This window comes from Streptomyces sp. NPDC058864, from assembly GCF_042742985.1.
Taxonomy (GTDB): Bacteria; Actinomycetota; Actinomycetes; order Streptomycetales; family Streptomycetaceae; genus Actinacidiphila.
The window spans coordinates 158849-180715 of the sequence record NZ_JBHYMQ010000010.1 but is presented as its reverse complement, the minus strand read 5'-3'; the positions used below and the strand labels follow the sequence as shown (position 1 = coordinate 180715).

19 protein-coding genes are annotated in these 21867 nt (G+C 71.7%); 3 read left to right on the top strand and 16 right to left on the bottom strand.

The window, feature by feature from the left end:
- Nucleotides 1-52 precede the first annotated feature (52 nt).
- The 5 genes from ACFW3D_RS11190 to ACFW3D_RS11170 form a co-directional block, all read right to left on the bottom strand.
- Complete coding sequence (locus ACFW3D_RS11190; RefSeq protein ID WP_089224994.1) at nucleotides 53-271, bottom strand: acyl-CoA carboxylase epsilon subunit; 219 nt, start codon at nucleotides 269-271, stop codon at nucleotides 53-55.
- 16 nt (nucleotides 272-287) lie between these two features.
- Nucleotides 288-1910, bottom strand: a complete 1623-nt coding sequence (locus ACFW3D_RS11185; protein ID WP_500503756.1) for an acyl-CoA carboxylase subunit beta — start codon at nucleotides 1908-1910, stop codon at nucleotides 288-290.
- Between the two features lie 167 nt (nucleotides 1911-2077).
- Nucleotides 2078-2950 carry an HpcH/HpaI aldolase/citrate lyase family protein gene (locus tag ACFW3D_RS11180; protein WP_500503755.1) on the bottom strand — a complete coding sequence of 291 codons (873 nt, stop codon included), beginning with the start codon at nucleotides 2948-2950 and terminating at the stop codon, nucleotides 2078-2080.
- Complete coding sequence (locus tag ACFW3D_RS11175) at nucleotides 2947-4023, bottom strand: HpcH/HpaI aldolase/citrate lyase family protein (protein WP_500503753.1); 1077 nt, start codon at nucleotides 4021-4023, stop codon at nucleotides 2947-2949. Before ACFW3D_RS11175 ends, ACFW3D_RS11180 begins: the two co-directional genes overlap by 4 nt.
- Before the next feature lie 93 nt (nucleotides 4024-4116).
- Nucleotides 4117-4596: a GNAT family N-acetyltransferase gene (locus ACFW3D_RS11170; protein WP_500503752.1), complete on the bottom strand. Its 480-nt coding sequence runs from the start codon at nucleotides 4594-4596 to the stop codon at nucleotides 4117-4119.
- 68 nt (nucleotides 4597-4664) lie between these two features.
- Here ACFW3D_RS11170 and ACFW3D_RS11165 point away from each other — a divergent pair, with 68 nt between their 5' ends.
- Nucleotides 4665-5498 (top strand): MOSC domain-containing protein, encoded by an 834-nt coding sequence (locus ACFW3D_RS11165; protein ID WP_500503751.1) that lies wholly within the window; start codon nucleotides 4665-4667, stop codon nucleotides 5496-5498.
- 136 nt (nucleotides 5499-5634) lie between these two features.
- On the opposite strand, the gene ACFW3D_RS11160 is transcribed toward ACFW3D_RS11165, so the two are convergent.
- From ACFW3D_RS11160 to ureA, 7 genes are all read right to left on the bottom strand, one after another.
- Complete coding sequence (locus ACFW3D_RS11160) at nucleotides 5635-6141, bottom strand: hypothetical protein (RefSeq protein ID WP_500503750.1); 507 nt, start codon at nucleotides 6139-6141, stop codon at nucleotides 5635-5637.
- Nucleotides 6142-6266: 125 nt separating this feature from the next.
- Nucleotides 6267-6581 carry a hypothetical protein gene (locus tag ACFW3D_RS11155; RefSeq protein WP_500503749.1) on the bottom strand — a complete coding sequence of 105 codons (315 nt, stop codon included), beginning with the start codon at nucleotides 6579-6581 and terminating at the stop codon, nucleotides 6267-6269.
- 402 nt (nucleotides 6582-6983) lie between these two features.
- Nucleotides 6984-8588, bottom strand: a complete 1605-nt coding sequence (cimA, locus tag ACFW3D_RS11150) for a citramalate synthase (RefSeq protein ID WP_500503747.1) — start codon at nucleotides 8586-8588, stop codon at nucleotides 6984-6986.
- Nucleotides 8589-8941: 353 nt separating this feature from the next.
- On the bottom strand, nucleotides 8942-9556 hold the full coding sequence (locus ACFW3D_RS11145; protein WP_500503746.1) for a TetR/AcrR family transcriptional regulator: 615 nt from the start codon (nucleotides 9554-9556) through the stop codon (nucleotides 8942-8944).
- 25 nt (nucleotides 9557-9581) lie between these two features.
- A complete protein-coding gene (locus ACFW3D_RS11140; RefSeq protein WP_500503745.1) occupies nucleotides 9582-10625 on the bottom strand; it encodes an agmatine deiminase family protein in 1044 nt (347 codons plus the stop codon).
- A gap of 14 nt (nucleotides 10626-10639) precedes the next feature.
- Nucleotides 10640-12328, bottom strand: coding sequence for an urease subunit alpha (locus ACFW3D_RS11135; protein WP_500503744.1), 1689 nt, complete (start codon nucleotides 12326-12328; stop codon nucleotides 10640-10642).
- Nucleotides 12325-13008, bottom strand: coding sequence for an urease subunit gamma (gene ureA, locus ACFW3D_RS11130; RefSeq protein ID WP_500503743.1), 684 nt, complete (start codon nucleotides 13006-13008; stop codon nucleotides 12325-12327). The genes ACFW3D_RS11135 and ureA overlap by 4 nt, the downstream gene beginning before the upstream one ends.
- A 156-nt stretch (nucleotides 13009-13164) precedes the next feature.
- Between ureA and ACFW3D_RS11125 the strand changes: the two genes are divergently transcribed.
- Nucleotides 13165-14592 carry a cytosine permease gene (locus tag ACFW3D_RS11125; protein WP_500503741.1) on the top strand — a complete coding sequence of 476 codons (1428 nt, stop codon included), beginning with the start codon at nucleotides 13165-13167 and terminating at the stop codon, nucleotides 14590-14592.
- A 114-nt stretch (nucleotides 14593-14706) separates the two neighbouring features.
- Here the strand turns inward: ACFW3D_RS11125 and ACFW3D_RS11120 are convergent, their stop codons facing one another.
- On the bottom strand, nucleotides 14707-15795 hold the full coding sequence (locus ACFW3D_RS11120) for a branched-chain amino acid aminotransferase (protein ID WP_500503740.1): 1089 nt from the start codon (nucleotides 15793-15795) through the stop codon (nucleotides 14707-14709).
- Between the two features lie 207 nt (nucleotides 15796-16002).
- Entirely contained in the window at nucleotides 16003-17040 is a 1038-nt protein-coding gene (locus tag ACFW3D_RS11115) for a 3-isopropylmalate dehydrogenase (RefSeq protein WP_500503739.1), read from the bottom strand.
- Between the two features lie 130 nt (nucleotides 17041-17170).
- On the opposite strand from ACFW3D_RS11115, the gene ACFW3D_RS11110 reads away from it, so the two are divergent.
- Nucleotides 17171-18778 (top strand): purple acid phosphatase family protein, encoded by a 1608-nt coding sequence (locus ACFW3D_RS11110; protein ID WP_500503738.1) that lies wholly within the window; start codon nucleotides 17171-17173, stop codon nucleotides 18776-18778.
- A gap of 421 nt (nucleotides 18779-19199) precedes the next feature.
- Here the strand turns inward: ACFW3D_RS11110 and pruA are convergent, their stop codons facing one another.
- Nucleotides 19200-20840, bottom strand: coding sequence for an L-glutamate gamma-semialdehyde dehydrogenase (gene pruA, locus ACFW3D_RS11105; protein ID WP_500503737.1), 1641 nt, complete (start codon nucleotides 20838-20840; stop codon nucleotides 19200-19202).
- 37 nt (nucleotides 20841-20877) lie between these two features.
- Complete coding sequence (locus tag ACFW3D_RS11100) at nucleotides 20878-21807, bottom strand: proline dehydrogenase family protein (RefSeq protein ID WP_500503736.1); 930 nt, start codon at nucleotides 21805-21807, stop codon at nucleotides 20878-20880.
- Nucleotides 21808-21867: the final 60 nt, after the last annotated feature.

Genomic DNA, 21867 nt, shown 5'->3' with positions numbered 1-21867 from the left:
GATGTGTATAAGAGACGGGAAGGGTGCCGCGCCGCCGTTCGGGCCCGGAGGGTCAGCTGCGCCAGCTGTGGGGCGCGCTGAAGCCGGACTGCCGCTCGAGGCGGCGCCAGCCGGCCGTGGAGCGGGGCTTGACGTAGTCGGTCGCGTCCTGGCCCTGGGCCGCGGCGCGGGCCAGCAGGACAGCGGTGAGGGCGGCCAGTTCCTCGTCGCTGGCGTGGCCGCGCTCCACGCGCACGAGCGCGGCGGAGGTGCTGTCGGCAGGGGTGCTCACGGGGTTCGTCTCTCCCTTACTGGGGCGGGTTGCCGTGCTTGCGGGACGGCAGGTCGGCGTGCTTGGTGCGCAGCATCGCGAGCGAGCGGATGAGGACCTCGCGCGTCTCGGCGGGGTCGATGACGTCGTCCACCAGGCCGCGCTCGGCGGCGTAGTAGGGGTGCATCAGCTCGGACTTGTACTCCTTCACCATGCGGGCGCGCATGGCCTCGGGGTCGTCTGCCTCGGCGATCTGGCGGCGGAAGATCACGTTCGCGGCGCCCTCGGCGCCCATGACGGCGATCTCGTTGGTCGGCCAGGCGTAGGTCAGGTCGGCGCCGATCGACTGGCTGTCCATGACGATGTAGGCACCTCCGTACGCCTTCCGAAGGATCAGCGAGATCCGCGGCACGGTGGCGTTGCAGTACGCGTACAGCAGCTTGGCGCCGTGCCGGATGATGCCACCGTGCTCCTGGTCGACGCCGGGCAGGAAGCCGGGGACGTCCAGAAGGGTGATGAGCGGGATGTTGAAGGCGTCGCACATCTGCACGAAGCGCGCGGCCTTCTCGCTGGCCTCGATGTCGAGGACGCCGGCGAGGGAGGCGGGCTGGTTGGCGATGATGCCGACGACCTGGCCGTCGAGCCGGGCCAGGGCCACGATGATGTTGGTCGCCCAGCGCTCGTGGATCTCGAGGTACTCTCCCTCGTCGACGAGCTCCTCGATGACCTGGTGCATGTCGTACGAGCGGTTGCCGTCGGCCGGGACGATGTCCAGCAGGACGTCGCCCCGCCGCTCGGCCGGGTCCGCGGTGGGGACCGACGGGGGGTTCTCGCGATTGTTCTGCGGCAGCATCGACAGCAGGTAGCGGACCTCCTCCAGGCAGGTCTGCTCGTCGTCGTACGCGAAGTGCGAGACACCGGAGACCTCGGAGTGGACGTCGGCGCCGCCGAGCCCGTTCTGGGAGATCTTCTCGCCGGTGACGGCCTGGACGACGTCCGGCCCGGTGATGAACATCTGGGAGGTCTCGCGGACCATGAACACGAAGTCGGTCAGGGCCGGGGAGTACGCGGCGCCGCCGGCGCACGGGCCGAGCATCACGGAGATCTGCGGGATCACACCGGAGGCGCGGGTGTTGCGCTGGAAGATGCCGCCGTAGCCGGCGAGCGCCGAGACGCCCTCCTGGATGCGGGCGCCGGCACCGTCGTTGAGCGAGACCAGCGGGGCGCCGGCCGAGATGGCCATGTCCATGATCTTGTGGATCTTGCTGGCGTGGGCCTCGCCCAGCGCGCCGCCGAAGATCCGGAAGTCATGCGCGTACACGAAGACCGTCCGGCCGTGGACGGTGCCCCAGCCGGTGATGACACCGTCGGTGTAGGGCTTCTTCGCCTCCAGGCCGAAGCCGCTGGCGCGGTGCCGGCGCAGCGGCTCGACCTCGTTGAAGGAGCCCTCGTCGAGCAGCAGCTCGATGCGCTCGCGCGCGGTCAGCTTGCCCTTGGCCTTCTGGGCCTGGGTGGCCTTCTCGCTGGGGCCGAGCCGGACCTGCTCGCGGATGGCGTGCAGTTCCGCGACGCGCCCGCGGGCGTCATTCGCCGGCTGCGCGGCCTCTTCGGCCCCTTCGGCCTCGGCGGGCTGGGTCGGCACCTCGTCCAAAACGCTCATGCCATCGACCATACGAGCGGGGGGCCGCCAAAATCGGCGTCGACTTCGTACAGTGTCCGGACCCGCTTCATGGAGCATCTGGACAGAACCAACACAAGAAGGGCCCCGCACGTCGCGTGCGGGGCCTTTTCTTTGTAGCGGTCGTCCACCCGGACACGGCCGGATCGCTACCTCCCGGACACCGCCCCGGCCAGCGCAAGGACACGCCGGGCGTCATCCACATGGAGGTTCTCGATCATGCGGCCGTCGACCGTGACCACGCCGCGCCCGGCGGCCATGGCCTCCTCGAATGCCTCGATGATGCGCCGCGCCCTGTCCGCTTCCTCCTGCGAGGGGGCGAACACCCTGTTGCAGATCTCCACCTGCCCGGGATGGATCAGGGTCTTGCCGTCGAAGCCGAACTGCCGGCCCTGGACGCACTCCGTCTCGAAGCCGGTCATGTCCCTGACGTCGTTGTAGACACCGTCCAGAATCGCCTTGCCTGCCTCGCGGGCACCCAAAAGAGCGAGGGACAGTCCGGTGAGCAGCGGGGCGCGGCCGGGCACGTGCTCGGCGTGCAGTTCCTTGGCCAGGTCGTTGGTGCCCATGACCAGCACGCGCAGCCGCTCGGAGGCCGCCGCGATGGCACGGGCGTCCAGCATCGCGCGCGGGGTCTCCACCATCGCCCAGATGGCGGTCCTGTCGGGGGCGCCGGCTGCCTCCAGGGCGCGCTCGATGGCGTGCACGGTCGCGGCCGAGTCGACCTTGGGGACGACCACGGCGTCCGGGCCCGCCTCGGCGGCTGCCCGCAGGTCGTCCTCGTGCCAGGGGGTGCCGGGCGAGTTCACCCGGATGGTGACCTCCCGGTACCCGTACTCGCCGGAGGCGGCGGCCGCGGCGACCCGCTTGCGGGCGTCGGGCTTGGCATCGGGCGCGACGGAGTCCTCCAGGTCGAGGATGAGCGCGTCGGTGGGGAGGGTCTTCGCCTTCTCCAGGGCGCGCTCGTTCGCGCCGGGCATGTAGAGGACGGAGCGGCGCGGCCGCAGGATCGCGTCGGTCATCGGTTCTGCTCCTGCTCCTTGTACGCGGCCTCGTAGGCCTGCGCCAGCTCCGGGTCGCGGGCGGCCAGCGCCTCCGCGAGCTCGACGACGACGTGGCACTGCTTGACCGTGGCGTCGTCCTGCATCTTGCCGTCGATCATCACCGCACCGGTGCCGTCGCCCATGGCGTCGATGACCCTGCGCGCCCAGGCCACGTCGGCCGGCGCCGGGGAGAAGACCCGCTTGGCGATGTCGATCTGCACCGGGTGCAGGCTCCAGGCGCCGACGCAACCGAGCAGGAAGGCGTTGCGGAACTGGTCCTCGCAGGCAGTGGTGTCCTTGATGTCGCCGAAGGGACCGTAGTACGGCAGGATCCCGTGCGCGGCGCAGGCGTCCACCATGCGCGCGATCGTGTAGTGCCACAGGTCCTGCTGGAAGGTCAGCCGCGGTAGCTCCATCTCGGGATCCTTGGGGTCCTCCCGCACGAGGTACCCCGGGTGTCCCCCGCCGACGCGGGTGGTCTTCATGCGGCGGCTCGCCGCGAGGTCGGCCGGGCCGAGGGAGATGCCCTGCATCCGGGGGCTGGCCCCGGCGATCTCCTCGACGTTCGCCACGCCCGTCGCGGTCTCCAGGATCGCGTGGACGAGGATCGGGCGTTCGATGCCGGCCTTGGCCTCCAGCTGGGCGAGGAGCCGGTCGACGTAGTGGATGTCCTCGGCGCCCTCGACCTTGGGCACCATCACGACGTCGAGCTTGTGGCCGATCTCGGTGACCAGGGTCAGCAGGTCGTCCAGCGCCCAGGGCGAGTCGAGGCTGTTGATCCGGGTCCACAGCTGCGTGTCGCCGAAGTCGTTGGCCTTGGCCGCGGCGACCAGCCCCGCACGGGCGGCCTCCTTGCGGTCGGCCGGGACGGCGTCCTCCAGGTTGCCCAGCAGGACGTCCACCTTGGGGGCGATGGAGGGGACCTTCGCCGCCATCCTCTCGTTGCCCGGATCGAAGAAGTGGATCATCCGCGACGGCCGGAACGGCACTTCCCGTACGGGGGCCGGGGCCCCCACGGCCAGCGGTCGGAAGAAGTCCTTCGCGGAACGCATGCGGTCTCCCTGGGTTCGAGGGTGGGGAGCGTACGGCGCTCACCCTATGATCCGCGGGGCCCCGGCGTTACCGGTCGGTACGTGTGCCGTTGGTCACCGGTCGACCACGGACGGCAGACGGTAGGTCAGGTCCGGCTCGCCCTCCTCGTTGGCGGTGCTCCCGCTGCCGGGGACGGCCCGGAAGCCGTGCCGTTCGTAGAACGTGCGTGCCGCGGTGTTGCGCCGGAAGACGTGCAACGACAGTGGGCCGTCCGGGTGGTGGCGCACGACCTCGTCGAGCAGCCGCGCGCCGATGCCGCGTCCGCGCGCGTCGGGGCGCAGGTAGAGGTGCTCCAGCCAGTCGCCGTCGAGCGCCGCGAAGCCGACCGCGGCACCGGTGCCGGTCTCCTCCGCGAGCCACACCCGGCACTGCTCCAGTACGACGTTCTCGACCCACCACCGGGTCGCGGCGTCGGTGTGCAGCCGGGGCAGCCACGGCATGGCGGCGGCCCGGGAGGCGAGGAAGACAGCGGTGATCGCGTCCGCGTCCGCGCCCCGGGCGGCCCTGATCCGTATCGCTGTGTCATCGGTCACGGGATGAACCTACGCCGGGCGCGGCGGCGTGATCGAATGGGTTCAACCGCCCCGGAAGGACGAGACCCATGACCGCAGCGACCGTGCACTCGCTGACCTGCTACCCCGTCAAGGGCTGCGCCGGCGTGCCGCTGGCCGGCGCCGCCGTCACCGCGACCGGTCTGGTCCACGACCGTACGTTCATGGTGGTCGACGCGGCCGACGGCTCCTTCCGCAGCCAGCGGACGCTGCCGCGGATGGCGGTGGTGCGCGCGGAGGTCACCGACGACGGCAAGCACCTGGCGCTGTCGGCGCCCGGGGCCGGGGAACTGGCGGTGGAGGTGGCGTACGAGGGGCCGCCGCGCGAGGTCATCCTGTTCGACCGGCCGCTGGGGCCGGCGGTGGACCAGGGCGAGGAGGCCGCGCACTGGTTCTCCGAGGCCCTGGGTGCGCCCTCGCGCCTGGTGCGCGTGCGTCCGGGCTTCGACCGGGACGGCTGGGGCGAGCACCCCGGCAAGGTCAACTTCGCCGACGCGCACGCCCTTTCGGTGGCCTCGCTGGCCTCGCTCGACGACCTCAACCGGCGCATCGCCGAGCGCGGCGGCACACCCGTGCCCGTCAACCGCTTCCGCCCCAACATCGTGGTCGCCGGCTGGAGCGAGCCGCACACCGAGGACCGGGTGCGGCTCATGGACGTCGGCTCCGCCCGGCTCGGCTACTCCGTCCGCGCGATGCGCTGCTCCGTGCCGCTGGTCGACCAGGCGACCGGCCGTACCGCCGGCCCGGAGCCGGTGCGCACCCTCGCCGGCTACCGGCGGGAGCCTGAGTACGGCAACAAGGTGAGCTTCGCGATGAAGGCGGCGGTGCTCCGGCCGGGCACGATCGCGGTGGGCGACCCGGTGGAGGTCCTGGCCTGGGCGTGAGGCCCCTCCCGCACCGCCCGCGCACACCGCGCCGCGTGCCGTGGCACCGGTGCGAACCGCCCTCCTGTGCCGACGGCTTCGACGGACCGCCCGCGGCCCGGCCGGGACCGGGCCGCGGGCGGCTCACCGAACGGGGTCAGCAGCCGCCGCAGTTGTAGTACAGGACGTCCCAGTGGTTGCCCTCGTCGGCGTAGATGTTGCCCGAGCCGGAGCGGTACTGGGGGGCGCCGTCACCGCGCAGGCCGATGTAGGTGAAGGCGCTGTGGATGTAGTTGGTGACGCAGCTGTTCTTGCCGTAGTCGAGCTTGTAGCCGTTCCAGTGCGAGTAGGTGCCGCTCGCGTGACCGGTCTCGGTGCCGCCGGTGATGTTCAGGGCGCAGCCGGTGGCTTGCCTCAGGGTCACCGCGCCCTGAGCGGTCGGCTGGTTGAGCTGGTCGAAGGACGTGCAGGTGGCGTTGTTGCGGTTGGAGCAGCCGCCTGACGAGGACCAGGTGATCCCGGCGTTGCGGAACATCGTCGTGGCCTGGGCGTGCGTCAGTTTGGTGACGGCGTAGGCGTCGTGGGACGCGGTGAGACCGACGCCGGGCGCGAACAGCACTCCGAGCGCGAGGACGAGCGCGCTCAGGACGGAGCGGAACTTCATGGGCGATTCCTCCTGCTGGGGACCGTGCTTCCGGTGGGGCGGACGTGCGACTGGAGCAGGTGGAGCAGGAGGAGTGTGCCCGGCGTTCTACGCGCGTATGCGCGGCAGTTGGGCCGCGCGGGGCGCTAGCTGCTGCACTTGGCGTTGTAGCCGACGTTGTAGCCGCTGGAGTAGCCCGACTTGTACTTCGCGTTCGTGGTCTCCGGGCTGTAGGAGTCGTAGTACGAGCAGGACTTTCCGTCGAAGCGTCCGTCGAGGAGTCCGGCGTTGTAACCCTGCTGGTACTTCGGGTCGTCCTTGGCGGGAGCCTGCTGCGCTGACGCCGTCGCGTGGTGCGCCGTGTCCGCGTATGCCGTTGCCGGTACCGCCGACGAGAACGCCAGCGCCGCGGCCGCGACGAGAGGGCTTGCCAGCAATGCGATGCTTCGCTTGGCGCGCATGAGTTTCTTCTTCCCTGGAATCCGGTACGCGCGGATGGTGCCTCGACCCGGCCGGGGCACATGGAGGACATGCGGCAGCGGGCCGGAGGGCGAAATCTGCAATGCAATGCGCCGGGCACCACGACAGCCGGTCGATTCCGGCTGCGGACGCCATCTGACCTGCGGATCAAGTCATCCCATGTCGATGACGCCGACAATTCGACCGTAACGACACGGAGGCCGGGTGTCCACTCATGACGCTTGTCCGTCTTGGACGGATCAATCGCCCGGAATTACCGGAGCGGAAATTCCGGTGCCTACGGCAATTATTCCGGTGCGGCGGCCGCGTTGCGTGCCCGGACGCCCTTTCGGCGCGGCGGACGCGGGTGAATGCGCCGCGTCCGCCGCTTCGGTCCGCGCCCTTCAGTCGTTCCGGCGCGGCTCCACGCCGGCGCGCAGCAGCCCGTACGCGTAGGCGTCCTCCAGGGCCTGCCAGGAGGCGGCGATGACGTTCTCGCCGACGCCGACGGTGGACCACTCGCAGCTGCCGTCCGAGGTGGCGACCAGGACCCGGGTGATGGACTCCGTGCCGTGCTTGCCCTCCAGGATGCGGACCTTGTAGTCCACCAGCTCCAGCTTCGCCAGCTGCGGGTAGGTCCGCTCCAGCGCGACGCGCAGCGCGCGGTCCAGCGCGTTGACCGGGCCGTTGCCCTCGGCGGTGGCGACGATGCGCTGGCCGTCGGCCCACACCTTGACCGTCGCCTCGTTGGCGTGGGTGCCGTCGGGGCGGTCCTCGACGATGGCGCGCCAGGACTCGACCCGGAAGTAGTGCAGCGGCCGGCCCTCGACCTGCTCGCGCAGCAGGAGTTCGAAGGAGGCGTCGGCGGCCTCGTAGGTGTAGCCCGCGAGTTCGCGCTCCTTGACCCGCTCGACGACGCGGCCGATCAGCTCGCGGTCGTCGCCGAGGTCGATGCCGAGCTCCTTGCCCTTGAGCTCCACCGAGGCACGGCCGGCCATGTCGGAGACCAGCATGCGCATGGTGTTGCCGACGAGCTCCGGGTCGATGTGCTGGTAGAGGTCCGGGTCGACCTTGATCGCCGAGGCGTGCAGCCCCGCCTTGTGCGCGAAGGCCGAGATCCCCACGTACGGCTGATGGGTGGAGGGCGTGAGGTTGACGACCTCGGCGATGGCGTGGGAGATGCGGGTCATCTCGGCCAGGGAGCCGGCCGGCAGGACCTTGCGGCCGTACTTGAGTTCCAGGGCCGCCACGACCGGGAAGAGGTTGGCGTTGCCGACCCGTTCGCCGTAGCCGTTGGCGGTGCACTGGACGTGGGTGGCGCCCGCGTCGACGGCGGCGAGGGTGTTGGCGACGGCGCAGCCGGTGTCGTCCTGGGCGTGGATCCCCAGACGGGCACCGGTGTCGGCGAGCACGGTGCGGACGACGGCGGTGATCTGGGCGGGCAGCATCCCGCCGTTGGTGTCGCAGAGGACGACGACGTCCGCGCCGGCCTCGTGGGCGACGCGCACGACCTCCTTGGCGTAGGCCGGGTTGGCCTTGTAGCCGTCGAAGAAGTGCTCGCAGTCGACGAAGACCCGGCGGCCCTGGGAACGCAGGTGGGAGACGGTGTCCCGGACCATCTCCAGGTTCTCCTCGAGCGTGGTGCGCAGGGCCAGCTCGACATGGCGGTCGTGGGACTTGGCGACCAGGGTGACGACCGGGGCGCCGGACTCCAGCAGCGCCCTGACCTGCGGGTCCTCGGCCGCACTGCCGCCGGCCCGGCGTGTGGCGCCGAAGGCCACCAGCTGGGCGTGCCGCAGGTCCAGCTCGGCGGCGGCACGGGCGAAGAACTCGGTGTCACGCGGGTTGGCGCCGGGCCAGCCGCCCTCGATGAAGCCCACCCCGAAGTCGTCCAGGTGCCGGGCGATCGTCAGCTTGTCGGCGACGGTGAGGTTGATGCCCTCGCGCTGCGCGCCGTCGCGCAGCGTGGTGTCGAAGACGTGGAAGCTGTCGTCCAGTACGGCCGTCATGGTTCGTTCCAACTCCTGTCGGGTGAGTGGTTCCGGAAGACCGGGCTCCACTTGCCCCCATCATCCCTCGCGCTGCGCCGCCTCCGGCGCGGGTGGGCCGGGAAACGAAAAAACCTCTCGCGGGTGCGAGAGGTCTGCGCGCGGGTCTGGGACACGGTGGTCGCTTCCGCGATGGTCTGCGGTTCGGCGATCACTGAGGACCGGCGCGCCTGCTGCCGATAATCATGGCGAACGAGGACACATCGGCAGTCTGCCACAGGACCCGCGGACGTGGGACACGGTCTCAGGATGCGGGCATCGGGTCCGCGACCTGCCGGCGGACCTGCCGGAACGGCTCGTCCCGCGGGCGGCCGTCAGCCCGCGGGGGCGGGGGTGAGGGCGTCGTCCAGGAACTCCTTGACGTGCTCGAGGGCCTGCCCGCGGTCCATCCCCGGCAGCCCGATGACCAGGGGCACCCCGAAGCCGTCCAGCAGTGCCCGCAGCCGCACGGTGAAGCGCTCGGGGTCCAGCGGCCGGAAGTCGCCGCGCGAGATGCCCTCGGCGAGCAGGGCCACCAGATCGCGGTGCCAGACCAGTTCGAGGTCGAGCTGGCGGCGCAGCACGTCCTCGGCGGCGGTCGTCCTGTTCCAGATCTCGGACCAGAGCGTCCAGCGCGGGTCGCGCCGCCCGTCGGGGAGGTAGAGGTCGATGACGGCGTCGAGCCGTTCCCGGGGCGCGGAGGGCCCGCCCAGCACCCGCCGGCGCTCGGCGGCGAGCTGCTCCTCGCTCCATTCGAGGGTCTGCAGCAGCAGCTCGTCCTTGCTGCCGAAGTAGTAGAGGATGTGGCCGCTGCTCATGCCGACCTGCCGGCCGAGCCCCGCGATGGTCAGCTCGGCCAGCCCGCGCTCGGCGATGGTCGCCATGGCGGCGGCCATCACGTCCTCGCGGGGCTGCTTGAGCCGCCGCCGGGGGCGGGCGGGTCCGGTCACTGTTCCTCCGGGGGCGGTGGGGCGGTCACACCTGGGGCTGCTGCTGGGTGATGCAATGAATACCACCACCGTGGGCGAAGATCGTACGAGCGTCCACCGGCACGACCTCCCGGTCCGGGAAGAGGCGCTCGAAGACCGCCTTGTTGACCTCGTCGGAGGGGTCGTCGAAGGCGCACAGGATCACGGCGCCGTTGCACAGGTAGTGGTTGACGTACGAGTAGTCGACCGGCTCGCCGTCCGCCTCCTGCACCTGCGGCGCGGGCAGCTCCACGACCTCCAGCGGCCGTCCCCGGGCGTCGGTGGCCGCGCGCAGCAGGGACGCGACCTCCCGGGAGACGGCGTGGTCGGGGTGGGCCGGGTCATGCTGGCTGTGGACGACGACCACACCGGGACGGACGAAGGCCGCGACGATGTCGACGTGACCGCGGGTGCCGAAGCGGCCGTAGTCGGCGGTGAGGCCGCGGGGCAGCCAGATCGCCTTGCGGGTGCCGAGGAAGGCGTGGACCTCGGCCTCCGCCCGCTCCCTCGTCCAGCCCGGGTTGCGGCCCGGGTCGAGCTGCACGGTCTCGGTGAGCAGCACGGTGCCCTCGCCGTCGACGTGGATGCCGCCGCCCTCGTTCACGAAGGACGTGAAGTAGCGGGCGGCGCCCGCCTGCCCGGCGACGAAGGCGCCGATCTCGGCGTCGCGCCCCCAGGCCGCCCACTCCTGGGCGCCCCAGCCGTTGAACGTCCAGTCGGCGGCGGCGAGGCGTCCGGCGCCGGTCAGGAAGGTGGGGCCCATGTCGCGCATCCAGGCGTCGTCCAGCGGCGCCTCGGCGACCGTGACGTCCGCGCCACCCGGGCCGAGCAGTTCCCGGGCGCCCGCCGCGTCCTCGGGCCGGGCCACGACGGTCACCGGCTCGAAGCGGGCGACCGCCCGGGCCACCGCGGCCCAGGCGGCGCGGGACTCGGCGAGGTCCTCCGCGCCGTCGAAGGTGACGCTGGGCGACGGCCACGCCATCCAGGTACGGGTGTGCGGGGCCCACTCGGGCGGCATCGTGTAGCCGTCGGCGGCGGGGGTGGTGGGCATGGCGCTGGTCCTTGTCACAAGAAGTAGAGGCGGCTGAGCGACACCTGCTCCGCGGGCTCGGAGCGCAGCGGGTCGCCGTCGAGGGTCACCAGGCCCGTCGTGCCCTCCACGTCCACCTGCCCGGTGCGGGAGTTGAGGACGAGGTCGGCCGGCCCGATGCCGCGGGTGCCGCGCACGGCGACGCGACGGCGCCGGGTGGGCATCCGGTCGTGCTCCAGCTCCAGGGCGGGCCGGGCCACGAACGCCACGGACAGGTCGGCCGCGGTGGCGCCGTGGGCCCCGAACAGCGGGCCGAGGACGAGCGGTTCGCAGGTGTCGGTGGCGGCGTTGGGGTCGCCGGTGACCCCGTACGCGGGGAAGCCGGACTTGAGCACCATCTGCGGCTTGGCACCGAAGTACTGCGGCCGCCACAGCACGATGTCGGCGAGCTTGCCGACCTCGATCGAACCGATCTCGTGGGCGAGGCCGTGGGCGATCGCGGGGTTGATGGTGAGCTTGGCGACGTAGCGCAGCACGCGGGCGTTGTCGTCGTCCGGGCCGTCCCCCTGAAGAGGGCCGCGCTCGGCCTTCATCTTTCCCGCCATGGCGAAGGTGCGGCGCACGGTCTCGCCGGCGCGGCCCATGCCCTGGGCGTCGGAGGAGGTGATGCCGATCGCGCCCAGGTCGTGCAGCACGTCCTCGGCGCCCATCGTGCCGGCGCGGATGCGGTCGCGGGCCATGGCGGCGTCGCCCGGCAGGTCGGGCTTGAGGTCGTGGACGGAGACGATCATGCCGTAGTGCTCGCCCACCGCGTCCCGGCCGAAGGGCAGGGTGGGGTTGGTGGAGGAGCCGATGACGTTGGGCACGCCCGCCATCTTCAGGACATTGGGGACGTGCCCGCCGCCGCAGCCCTCGATGTGGAAGGCGTGGATCGTCCGGCCCTCCAGCACGCGCAGGGTGTCCTCCACCGACAGGCATTCGTTCAGTCCGTCGCTGTGCAGGGCGACCTGGACGTCGTACTCCTCGGCGACCCGCAGCGCGGTGTCCAGGGCGCGGGTGTGGGCGCCCATGTCCTCGTGGACCTTGAAGCCGGACGCCCCGCCCTCGGCGAGCGCCTCGACCAGCGGCGCCGGGTCGGAGGACGAACCGCGGCCGAGGAAGCCGATGTTGACGGGCCATGCGTCGAAGGAGTTGAACGCGTGCCGCAGCGCCCAGGGCGAGTTGACGCCGACGCCCCAGACGGGCCCGAACTCCTGGCCGATGATCGTGGTCACTCCGGAGGCGAGCGAGGCCTCCATGATGCGCGGCGACAGCAGGTGGACATGGGTGTCCACGGCTCCGGCGGTGGCGATCAGGCCCTCGCCGGAGACGATGGAGGTGCCCGTGCCGACCACGACGTCGACCCCGTCGAGGGTGTCCGGGTTGCCGGCCCGGCCGATGGCGTGGATGCGGCCCTCGCGGATGCCGATGGACACCTTGCGGATGCCGACGGCCGCGTCGATGACCACTACGTTGCTGATCACCACGTCGCAGGTCTCGCGGACGGCGGCGGCCTTGAGCGCCAGCCCGTCGCGGGCGGTCTTGCCGAACCCGGCGAGGAACTCGTCCCCGGGCCGCTGGGAGTCCGACTCGACGCGGACCACCAGGCCCGAGTCGCCCAGCCGGACCCGGTCCCCGGCACGCGGTCCGTGCACAGCGGCGTACTCGTACGGGTCGATGCTCATCGCTGCGCTCCCAGGTATCCGCAGGCGGCGGCCCGCCGCAGTGCCTCCGCCTTCGCGCCCGGCGCGTCGAGCGGACCGTCGACCAGCCCGGCGAAGCCGATCGCCACGCGGTCGCCGCCGATCGGGACCAGCCCGACCTCCCGCTCCTCCCCCGGCCCGAACCGGACGGAGGAGCCGGCGGGCACGTTCAGCCGCATGCCGTAGGCCGCCGAACGGTCGAAGTCCAGCCGGGGGTTGGCCTCGAAGAAGTGGAAGTGCGAGGTCACGCTGACCGGTACGGAGGCGGTGTTGCGCACGGCCACCACCACGTCCGGGTACCGCTCGGGGTGGGCCGGGCCGGGCAGCACGGCGCCGGGCGCCTCCGCGCCCAGCGAGCCCCCGCCGATCGGGTCGGGGACCACGGCCAGCCGCGAGCCGTCGTCGAAGACGGCCTCCACGTGTACCTCGGTGACGACGTCCGCCACGCCGGGCAGCACGTCATCGGGACCGAGCACGGCCCGGCCCGCCTCCACGGCCTCCGCGAGGCGCGCGCCGTCCCGCGCGGCCTCGCAGACCGCGTCGGCGATCAGGGCGGTGGCCTCGGGCACGTTGAGCCTGAGGCCACGCGCCCGGCGGGCCCGGGCCAGCTCCGCGGCACCGAACAGCAGCAGCCGGTCGCGCTCGGTCGGGGTGAGCCTCACGCCTCCGCACCTCCCACATCGACCTCCCACATCGATCACCGATTAGAGCACCACTCTAAACCCGAAAGACACCTGTGGGAAGTATTGACTGCGGGGCATGGCTCAGAGGAAATTGAGTGGCGTTCAAACTTTCCCGGCACGGCAAGGGAGCCCGCCATGCAGATCGAACAACGCGGAGTGGACACGGTCCCGGACGAGGAACGGACCAGTCGTCCCCGCGATCTGGTCAGCATCCTGCTGGGCTCCAACCTCGCGCTGGGCGTGATCGTCTTCGGCTGGCTGCCCGTCTCCTTCGGGCTCGGCTGGTGGGCCTCCTTCACCTCGCTGCTCGTGGGCACCGTGGTCGGCACCGTGCTGGTCGCCCCGCTCGCGCTGGTCTCGCTGCGCACCGCCACCAACCTGTCGACGAGCAGCGGGGCCCACTTCGGGGTGCGCGGCAGGCTGCTCGGCTCGGTCATCGGGCTGCTGCTGTCGCTGGGCTACACCGCGCTGACCCTGTGGGTCGGCGGCGACGCCGTCGTCGGCTGCCTCGACCGGCTCGTCGGGCTCCCGGCCGGCGGCTGGAGCTACGCCGTCGTCTACGCCCTGCTCGCGGCCTGCACCGCCACGTCCGCGGTCTTCGGCTACCGGATGCTGCTGCGGCTCAGCCGCGCCCTGTCCGTGGGGCTGACGGTCCTGCTGGTCATCGGGGTCGTCGCGTACGCGGCGGACTTCACCACGGCCCCGCCGGCGGGGACGGAGTACCTGCTCGGCGGCTTCTGGCCGACCTGGCTGCTCGCCACGGTCTCGGCGGGCCTGAGCGGGCCGATCGCGTTCATCACGCTGCTGGGCGACTACACGCGCTACATATCGCCGCGCCGCTTCTCCCAGCCGCGGGTCTTCGGTGCCACCTGCGTCGGGCTCGTCGCCGGCCTGCTGGTCCCGCAGCTCTTCGGCACCTTCACCGCGCTCGCGGTCGGGGCCGGCGAGGACTACGCGGGGCCCCTCGTCGCGGCGACTCCCGCCTGGTACCTGGTGCTGCTGCTGGTCAACGCCTCGGCGGGCTCGGTGGGCAACGCGGGCCTGATGCTCTACAGCATGGGGCTGGACCTGGACGCGATCCTGCCGCGTGCGACGCGCACGCAGGCGACCTACGTGGTCGCGGCGGTCTCCACGCTGCTGGTCTACCTCGGGCACTTCGCCTGGGCCGCCCAGGACGCGATGACCTCGTTCGTCCTGCTGCTCACCGCGGTGGGCACCCCGTGGGCGGTCGTCACCCTCATCGGGTTCGCCCGGAGCCGGGGACGCTACGACGCGGACGCCCTCCAGGTCTACAACCGGCGCAGCCGCGGCGGTCTGTACTGGTACCGCGGCGGCTGGAACGTGCGGGCGGCGGTCGCCTGGGCGGCCGGGTCCGGCATCGGGCTGCTGGCCGTCGACACCCCGGCGTACAGCGGGCCCCTGCTGCCCATGACCGGCGGGATCGACCTCAGCTTCCTGATGTCGGGGGCCGTCACGGCCGCGGTGTACCTCGTGCTCAACGCGGGCCGGCCGCACCCCGTGCCGCCGGCGCGGGCCCCGGAACGGGTCGCGGTCACCGTGTGAGGCGGGCCCCACCCCCGCCCGGCCACACCCTCGCCCCGCCCGGCCCCGGATGGACAGGGGTGCGGCGCCGCACGGGCCCTGCCCCGCACGGCGCCGCAAGGATTCGGCGGTCGGTCAGCCGCCCAGGGGGTGCATCCAGCCGTGGGTGTCGGGGGACTGGCCGGTCTGGATGTCGAGCAGCGCCTTGCGCAGCTTCATGGTGACCTCCCCCGGCCGGCCGTCACCGACGGTCCAGTCCGCGCGGGTGGACTTCACGGAACCGACCGGGGTGATGACCGCCGCGGTGCCGCAGGCGAAGACCTCGGTCAGGGACCCGTCCGCGTTGCCGTTCTTCCAGTCGTCCACGGAGATGCGGCCCTCGCCGACCTCGTAGCCGAGGTCGGCGGCGATGCGCAGCAGCGAGGCACGGGTGATGCCCGGGAGGAGGGAGCCGGTGAGCTCGGGAGTGACGATCTTGTCCCCGTACACGAAGTACAGGTTCATGCCCCCCATCTCCTCGATCCAGCGGCGCTCGATCGCGTCGAGCCACACGACCTGGTCGCAGCCGTGCTCGATGGCCTGGGCCTGCGCGACCAGGGACGCGGCGTAGTTGCCGCCGGCCTTCGCGGCGCCGGTGCCACCGGGCGCGGCACGGACGTACTCCTCGGAGAGCCACACGGAGACCGGCTTGACGCCACCGGGGAAGTAGGCGCCGGCCGGGGAGGCGATGACCATGAACAGGTACTCGTTGGCCGGCTTGACGCCGAGGCCGACCTCGGTGGCGAACATGAACGGACGCAGGTAGAGGGACTGCTCGCCCTGGCTGGGCACCCACTCCTTGTCCTGGCTGACGAGCGCGTCGACGGCCGCGATGAAGGTCTCGACGGGCAGCTCGGGCATGGCCAGGCGGCGGGCGGAGGCCTGGAAGCGCTCGGCGTTCGCCACGGGACGGAAGGTGGCGACGGACCCGTCGGGCTGACGGTAGGCCTTCAGCCCCTCGAAGATCGTCTGCGCGTAGTGCAGCGTCATGTTCGCGGGGTCGATGGAGAGCGGCGCGTACGGCACGAGCTCCGCGTCGTGCCAGCCGCGGCCCTCGGTCCACCGGATCGTCACCATGTGGTCGGTGAAGTGGCGGCCGAAGCCGGGGCTGGCGAGGATCGCCTCGCGCTGCGCGTCGGGCAGCGGATGCGAGGACGGCTTGAGCTCGATCGTGGGCGTCGTCATGTGTGGTGTCCTTCGCGTCAGGGTCAGGGCGGACCGCACCCGCCGTCCCCAGGTGCTAGGACGTCCGAGTTTCCCCTCGCACAGCGGCCCCACCGCCGATTATCGCAGCGGCGGAGCCGTGGACATACATGCGCGGCCCGAGAGGTCAAGTGCAGTCGTGGTGCGGTCGCTGACCGGCCGGGCCGACTGGCGGAGCCAACCCGGCGGTCAGCCGGCTACTCGCGCGGCGAGCGCGTCGCCGATCGCGGAGGTGCTGCGCGTCCCGGAACGCTCGGCGAGGTCCGCGGCGACGGCGGCCTCGATCCGCTCGGCCTCGGCGGTGTAGCCGAGGTGCTGCAGCAGCATGCCGACCGAGAGCACGGTGGCGGTCGGGTCGGCCTTGCCCTGGCCGGCGATGTCCGGGGCGGAGCCGTGCACCGGCTCGAACATCGACGGGAACTCGCCGCCCGGGTTGATGTTGCCGCTGGCGGCGAGGCCGATACCACCGGTCACGGCGGCGGCCAGGTCGGTGAGGATGTCACCGAAGAGGTTGTCGGTGACGATCACGTCGAAGCGCTCGGGCTGGGTGACGAAGAAGATCGTCGCCGCGTCCACGTGCAGGTAGTCGGTGGCGACCTCGGGGTACTCCTCGCCGACCCGGTCGAAGATGTTCTTCCACAGGTGGCCGGCGTGCACGAGGACGTTGTTCTTGTGGACGAGCGTCAGCTTCTTGCGCGGTCGTGCCTGGGCACGGGCGTAGGCGTCGCGCACCACACGCTCGATGCCGAACGCCGTATTGAGGCTGACCTCGGTGGCCACCTCCTGCGGCGTACCGGTGCGCAGGGAACCGCCGTTGCCGACGTACGGGCCCTCGGTGCCCTCGCGGACGACGACGAAGTCGATGCTCGGCTCGCCCGCCAGCGGACCCTTCACACCCGGGAAGAGCCGGGAGGGCCGCAGGTTGACGTGGTGGTCGAAGGCGAAGCGGAGCTTCAGCAGCAGCCCGCGCTCCAGGACGCCGGAGGGCACCGACGGGTCGCCGACCGCGCCCAGCAGGATCGCGTCGTGCGCCTTGAGCTGCTCCAGCTCCGCGTCCGGCAGGGTCTCGCCGGTCTCGTGCCAGCGCTTGGCGCCGAGGCTGTACTCCTTGGTCTCCAGCTTCACGTCCTGCGGAAGGACGGCGGACAGGACCTTCAGGCCCTCGGCCACCACTTCCTGGCCGATTCCGTCACCGGGGATCACTGCGAGACTGATGCTGCGAGACATGGCGAGAACCCTACTCCGCAGTCCATGGAATGACACTTGATGTCCGCATGGCGGACGCGGCGCGTGTCCGCCGGGTGCTGTTCACCCTTCTGACCGTGCTGAGTTGGCGGCGGATGGGAATTCCCTGTCCATGGACACTCCACGGATGGGCATCGACGAGCACCTCGCCGGCCGTCTGAGCATGGCGGAGCAGCACGCCTGGCTCCGGGAGCGGCACTCCCGCAGACGGGTGATCCGGGGCGGCGTCGCGGCCGCGGGGACGCTCGCCGGAGCCGGCCTGCTGGGCGCGTCCGCGTACGCCGGCGGGGCGGCCCCCGCGCCGGTGCGCTTCCCCGTGGTGCTCGCCCCGCCGGCCGCCGCCCATGTGGACGGTGCGCTGGTGGCCCCGTTCGGCCGGCACCTGGCCTTCGGCGCCGACCCCGGGACGCAGATGCGCGTCTCCTGGCAGGTGCCGCTGCCGGTACGGGAGCCGTTCGTGCGCCTGGGGCTGCGGCCCTGGGACCTCGGGCAGCGGATCGAGGCCGAGGTGCGGCCGCTGCACACGGTCGCACTCGGCGAGGAACTGCCCGCGGTGGAGCAGTACTACCTGCACGCGGCGCTCGACGGGCTGCGCCCCGGCACCACGTACTACTACGGCGTGGGACACCGGGGCTTCGACCCCGCCTCGCCGCCCGCCTACGCCACGGTCGGCTCCTTCACCACCGCCCCGGACCCCGCACAGCGCCGGCCGTTCGTCTTCACGGCCTTCGGCGACCAGGGCGTCGGCTACCACGCCCTGGCCAACGACAGTCTGATCCTGGCTCAGGACCCCGCGTTCCACCTGCACGCGGGCGACATCTGCTACGCGGACGACACGGGCCACGGCAAGGAGGGCGACACCTACGACGCACGTGTGTGGGACCAGTTCCTCGCCCAGACCGAGAGCGTCGCCTCACGCGTCCCGTGGATGGTCGCGTTCGGCAACCACGACATGGAGGCCTGGTACTCCCCCAACGGCTACGGCGGCCAGGAGGCCCGCTGGGCGCTGCCGGGCAACGGCCCCGACCCGGCACGCATTCCCGGCGCCTACTCCTTCGCCTACGGCAACGTGGCCGTCGTGGCGCTGGACGCCAACGACGTGTCGTACGAGATCCCGGCCAACCGCGGGATCAGCGGCGGCCGGCAGACCGCCTGGCTGGACCGGCGCCTGGGCGAGCTGCGGGAGCGGCGCGGCGTCGACTTCGTGGTCGTCTTCTTCCACCACTGCGCCTACTCGACCACCAGCGCGCACGCCTCCGAGGGCGGGGTGCGCGAGGCGTGGGTACCGCTCTTCGAGAAGCACCGGGTCGACCTGGTGGTGAACGGGCACAACCACGTCTACGAGCGCACCGACGCGGTGCGCCGCGACGCCGTCGGCAGGGCCGTCCCCGTCGGGGCGACCACGTACCCCGAGCGGGACGGCGTCGTCTACGTCACGGCGGGCGGCGCGGGGAAGGACCTGTACGCCTTCCCCGTGCCGGACAGTCACGAAGGGCACGTCAAGGACCTGGACAGCGTGGACACCTACCGGTGGGTGAAGGGTGCCCACAAGGCCACGGAGACCGTGGAATGGTCACGCGTCCGCTACACGGGCCACTCGTTCCTGGCCGTGCAGTCGCAGCCCGCGCCGTCCGGCGGGACGGCGCGGCTCGTCGTCTCGGCGCTCGCCGAGAACGGCAGTCGGATCGATCACTTCACCATCGCGCGCACGGCCAGGTAGGCCAGGCGCCGCAGACGGCTGATCCGGCGGGGCGCGAGGGGGCCGCTCATCGCGGCTCGTGGCCCGTCGAGCCGCCGTTGTCACGGCGGTCCAGGGCGCGCTGGAGGGCTTCGGCGGCGTTCTTGCGGGCGGTCTCGTCCATGGTGAACAGCTCCCGGAGATGAAGAGGAGGGTTGTGTCGCCATAGAACGGGGCGGGGAAGCGGCGCTGCAGGGGGTGACCTGCCAGAGGTGCGCGGCTCACGTCCGCCGGTCGCTGGTGGAGCGAGACGTTCGGCTCCTACAAAGCTAGGACAGCTCCGCCGATCTGTCTCCACAATTACTCGGACTTCCTACTATCTGAGACGGCGAAGGCCCGGCACCCCACGGAATCGGGGGTACCGGGCCCTGCCCCTTGCGGGCTCGTCCGGGTGACGCGGAGATCAGCCCATGTGCGGGTAGCGGTAGTCGGTCGGGGGCACCAGGGCCTCCTTGATCGACCGGGTCGACGTCCAGCGCATGAGGTTCTGCGCGGCACCCGCCTTGTCGTTGGTGCCGGAGGCGCGGCCGCCGCCGAAGGGCTGCTGGCCGACCACGGCGCCGGTGGACTTGTCGTTGATGTAGAAGTTGCCCGCGGCGAAGCGCAGCTTCTCCATGACGTGGGCGACGGCGGCGCGGTCACGGGAGACCACCGAGCCGGTCAGCGCGTACGCGGCGACCGATTCCATCTGGGCGAGCATCGCCTCGAAGGCGCCCTCGTCGGCGTCGTCGTAGACGTGGACGCCGAGGACCGGGCCGAAGTACTCCTCGCGGAAGATCTCGTTCTCCGGGTCGGAGGAGACCAGCACGGTCGGCCGGACGAAGTAGCCGACGCTGTCGTCGTAGGTGCCGCCGGCGACGACCTCGACGGTCGGGTCGGACTTGGCGCGGTCGATGGCGGCCTTGTTCTTGGCGAAGGCGCGCTCGTCGATCACGGCGCCGATGAAGTTCGACAGGTCGGTGACGTCACCCATGGTGAGGCCGTCGACCTCGGCCGCGAACTCCTCCTTGAAGCCGTTCTCCCACAGGGAGCGCGGGATGTAGGCGCGGGAGGTCGCGGAGCACTTCTGGCCCTGGTACTCGAAGGCGCCGCGGGTCAGCGCGGTCTTCAGCACCGCCGGGTCGGCCGACGGGTGGGCGACGACGAAGTCCTTGCCGCCGGTCTCGCCGACGATCCGCGGGTAGGAGCGGTACTTGTCGATGTTGTTGCCGACCGTCTTCCACAGGTGCTGGAAGGTCCGGGTGGAGCCGGTGAAGTGGATGCCGGCCAGGTCCGGGTGCTCCAGGGCGACCTCGGAGACGGCGATGCCGTCGCCGGTGACCAGGTTGATGACGCCCTTGGGCAGCCCGGCCTCCTCCAGCAGCTCCATCAGCAGCACGGCGGCGTGCGTCTGGGTCGGGGACGGCTTCCACACCACGACGTTGCCCATCAGGGCCGGGGCGGTCGGCAGGTTGCCGGCGATCGCGGTGAAGTTGAAGGGCGTGATCGCGTAGACGAAGCCCTCGAGCGGGCGGTGGTCCAGGCGGTTCCAGACGCCCGGGGAGTTGGCGATCGGCTGCTCGGCCAGGATCTGGCGGGCGAAGTGCACGTTGAAGCGCCAGAAGTCGACCAGCTCGCAGGGGCTGTCGATCTCGGCCTGCTGCGCGGTCTTGGACTGGCCGAGCATCGTCGAGGCGGCGATCGTCTCGCGCCAGGGGCCGGCCAGCAGGTCGGCGGCGCGCAGGATGATGGCGGCGCGGTCGTCGAAGGACATGGCGCGCCAGGCCGGGGCGGCGGCCAGCGCGGCCTCGATGGCGTCGCGGGCGTCGTCCTGCGTGGCGTTGGCGTAGGTGCCCAGGCGGGCGCCGTGGTTGTGCGGCTGCACGACGTCGAAGCGCTCGCCGCCGCCCATCCGCCGCACGCCGCCGATGGTCATCGGCAGCTCGACCGGGTTCCCGGCCAGCTCCTTCAGCTTCGCCTCCAGCCGGGCCCGCTCCGGGCTCCCCGGGGCGTAGGAGTGCACCGGCTCGTTCACCGGGGCGGGGACCTGGGTCACAGCGTCCATGGAAGACATCTCCTTGTGTCCTTGTGGGGTCGTGGGCTCAGCGGGTGGGGAGGAAGGACCGCAGGAAGAAGGCCAGGTTCGCCGGCCGCTCCGCGAGACGCCGCATGAAGTACCCGTACCAGTCTGCGCCGTACGGGACGTAGATGCGCATGCGCTCGCCCTCGTCGGCCAGGCGCCGCTGCTCCGCGGTGCGGATGCCGTACAGCATCTGGAACTCGTACGAGCCCTGCTTGCGGCCGTGGCGGTGGGCGAGCTCCTGGGCGATGGAGATCAGCCGCGGGTCGTGGGAGCCGATCATCGGGTAGCCCTCGCCCGCCATCAGGATCTTCAGGCAGCGCACGTAGGCGCGGTCGACCTCGGCCTTGTCCTGGTGGGCCACGGTGGCGGGCTCCTTGTAGGCGCCCTTGACCAGGCGCACGCGGGAGCCGGCGACGGCGAGGTTGCGGGCGTCCTCCTCGGTGCGGAAGAGGTACGACTGCAGGACGGCACCGGTGCCGGGGTGGCGCAGGCGCAGGTCGGCGAGGATCGCGAGGGTGGAGTCGACCGTGGTGTGGTCCTCCATGTCGAGCGTGACGGTGGTGCCGATCTCGCTCGCCAGGTCGGCGACGGGCCGGACGTTCTCCAGCGCGATGTCGTGGCCGCCGGCCGGCAGCGCCTGCCCGAAGGCCGACAGCTTGACGGAGACCTCGGCGCGGGTGCCCAGGCCCTCGGCCTTCAGGGCCTCCAGCAGCCGCAGGTAGGCGTCGCGGGTCGCGAGCGCGGTCGCCTTGTCCGTGACGTCCTCACCCAGATGGTCGAGCGTGACCTCCAGGCCGGAGGCGGTCAGCGACCGCACGGTGTCCATGGCGGGCGCGAGTTCGTCACCCGCGATGAAGCGGTTCACCACGGGGCGGGTGATCGGTGCGCCCGCGACGACGCGGCGCATACGGTCGCTGCGCGAGGCGGCGAGCAGCACGGGACCGAGCACGGTCTCCTCCTGGATGAAGGGCTGCCCAGGGGACAGGCAGCGTCGCCGTGAAATCTAGGA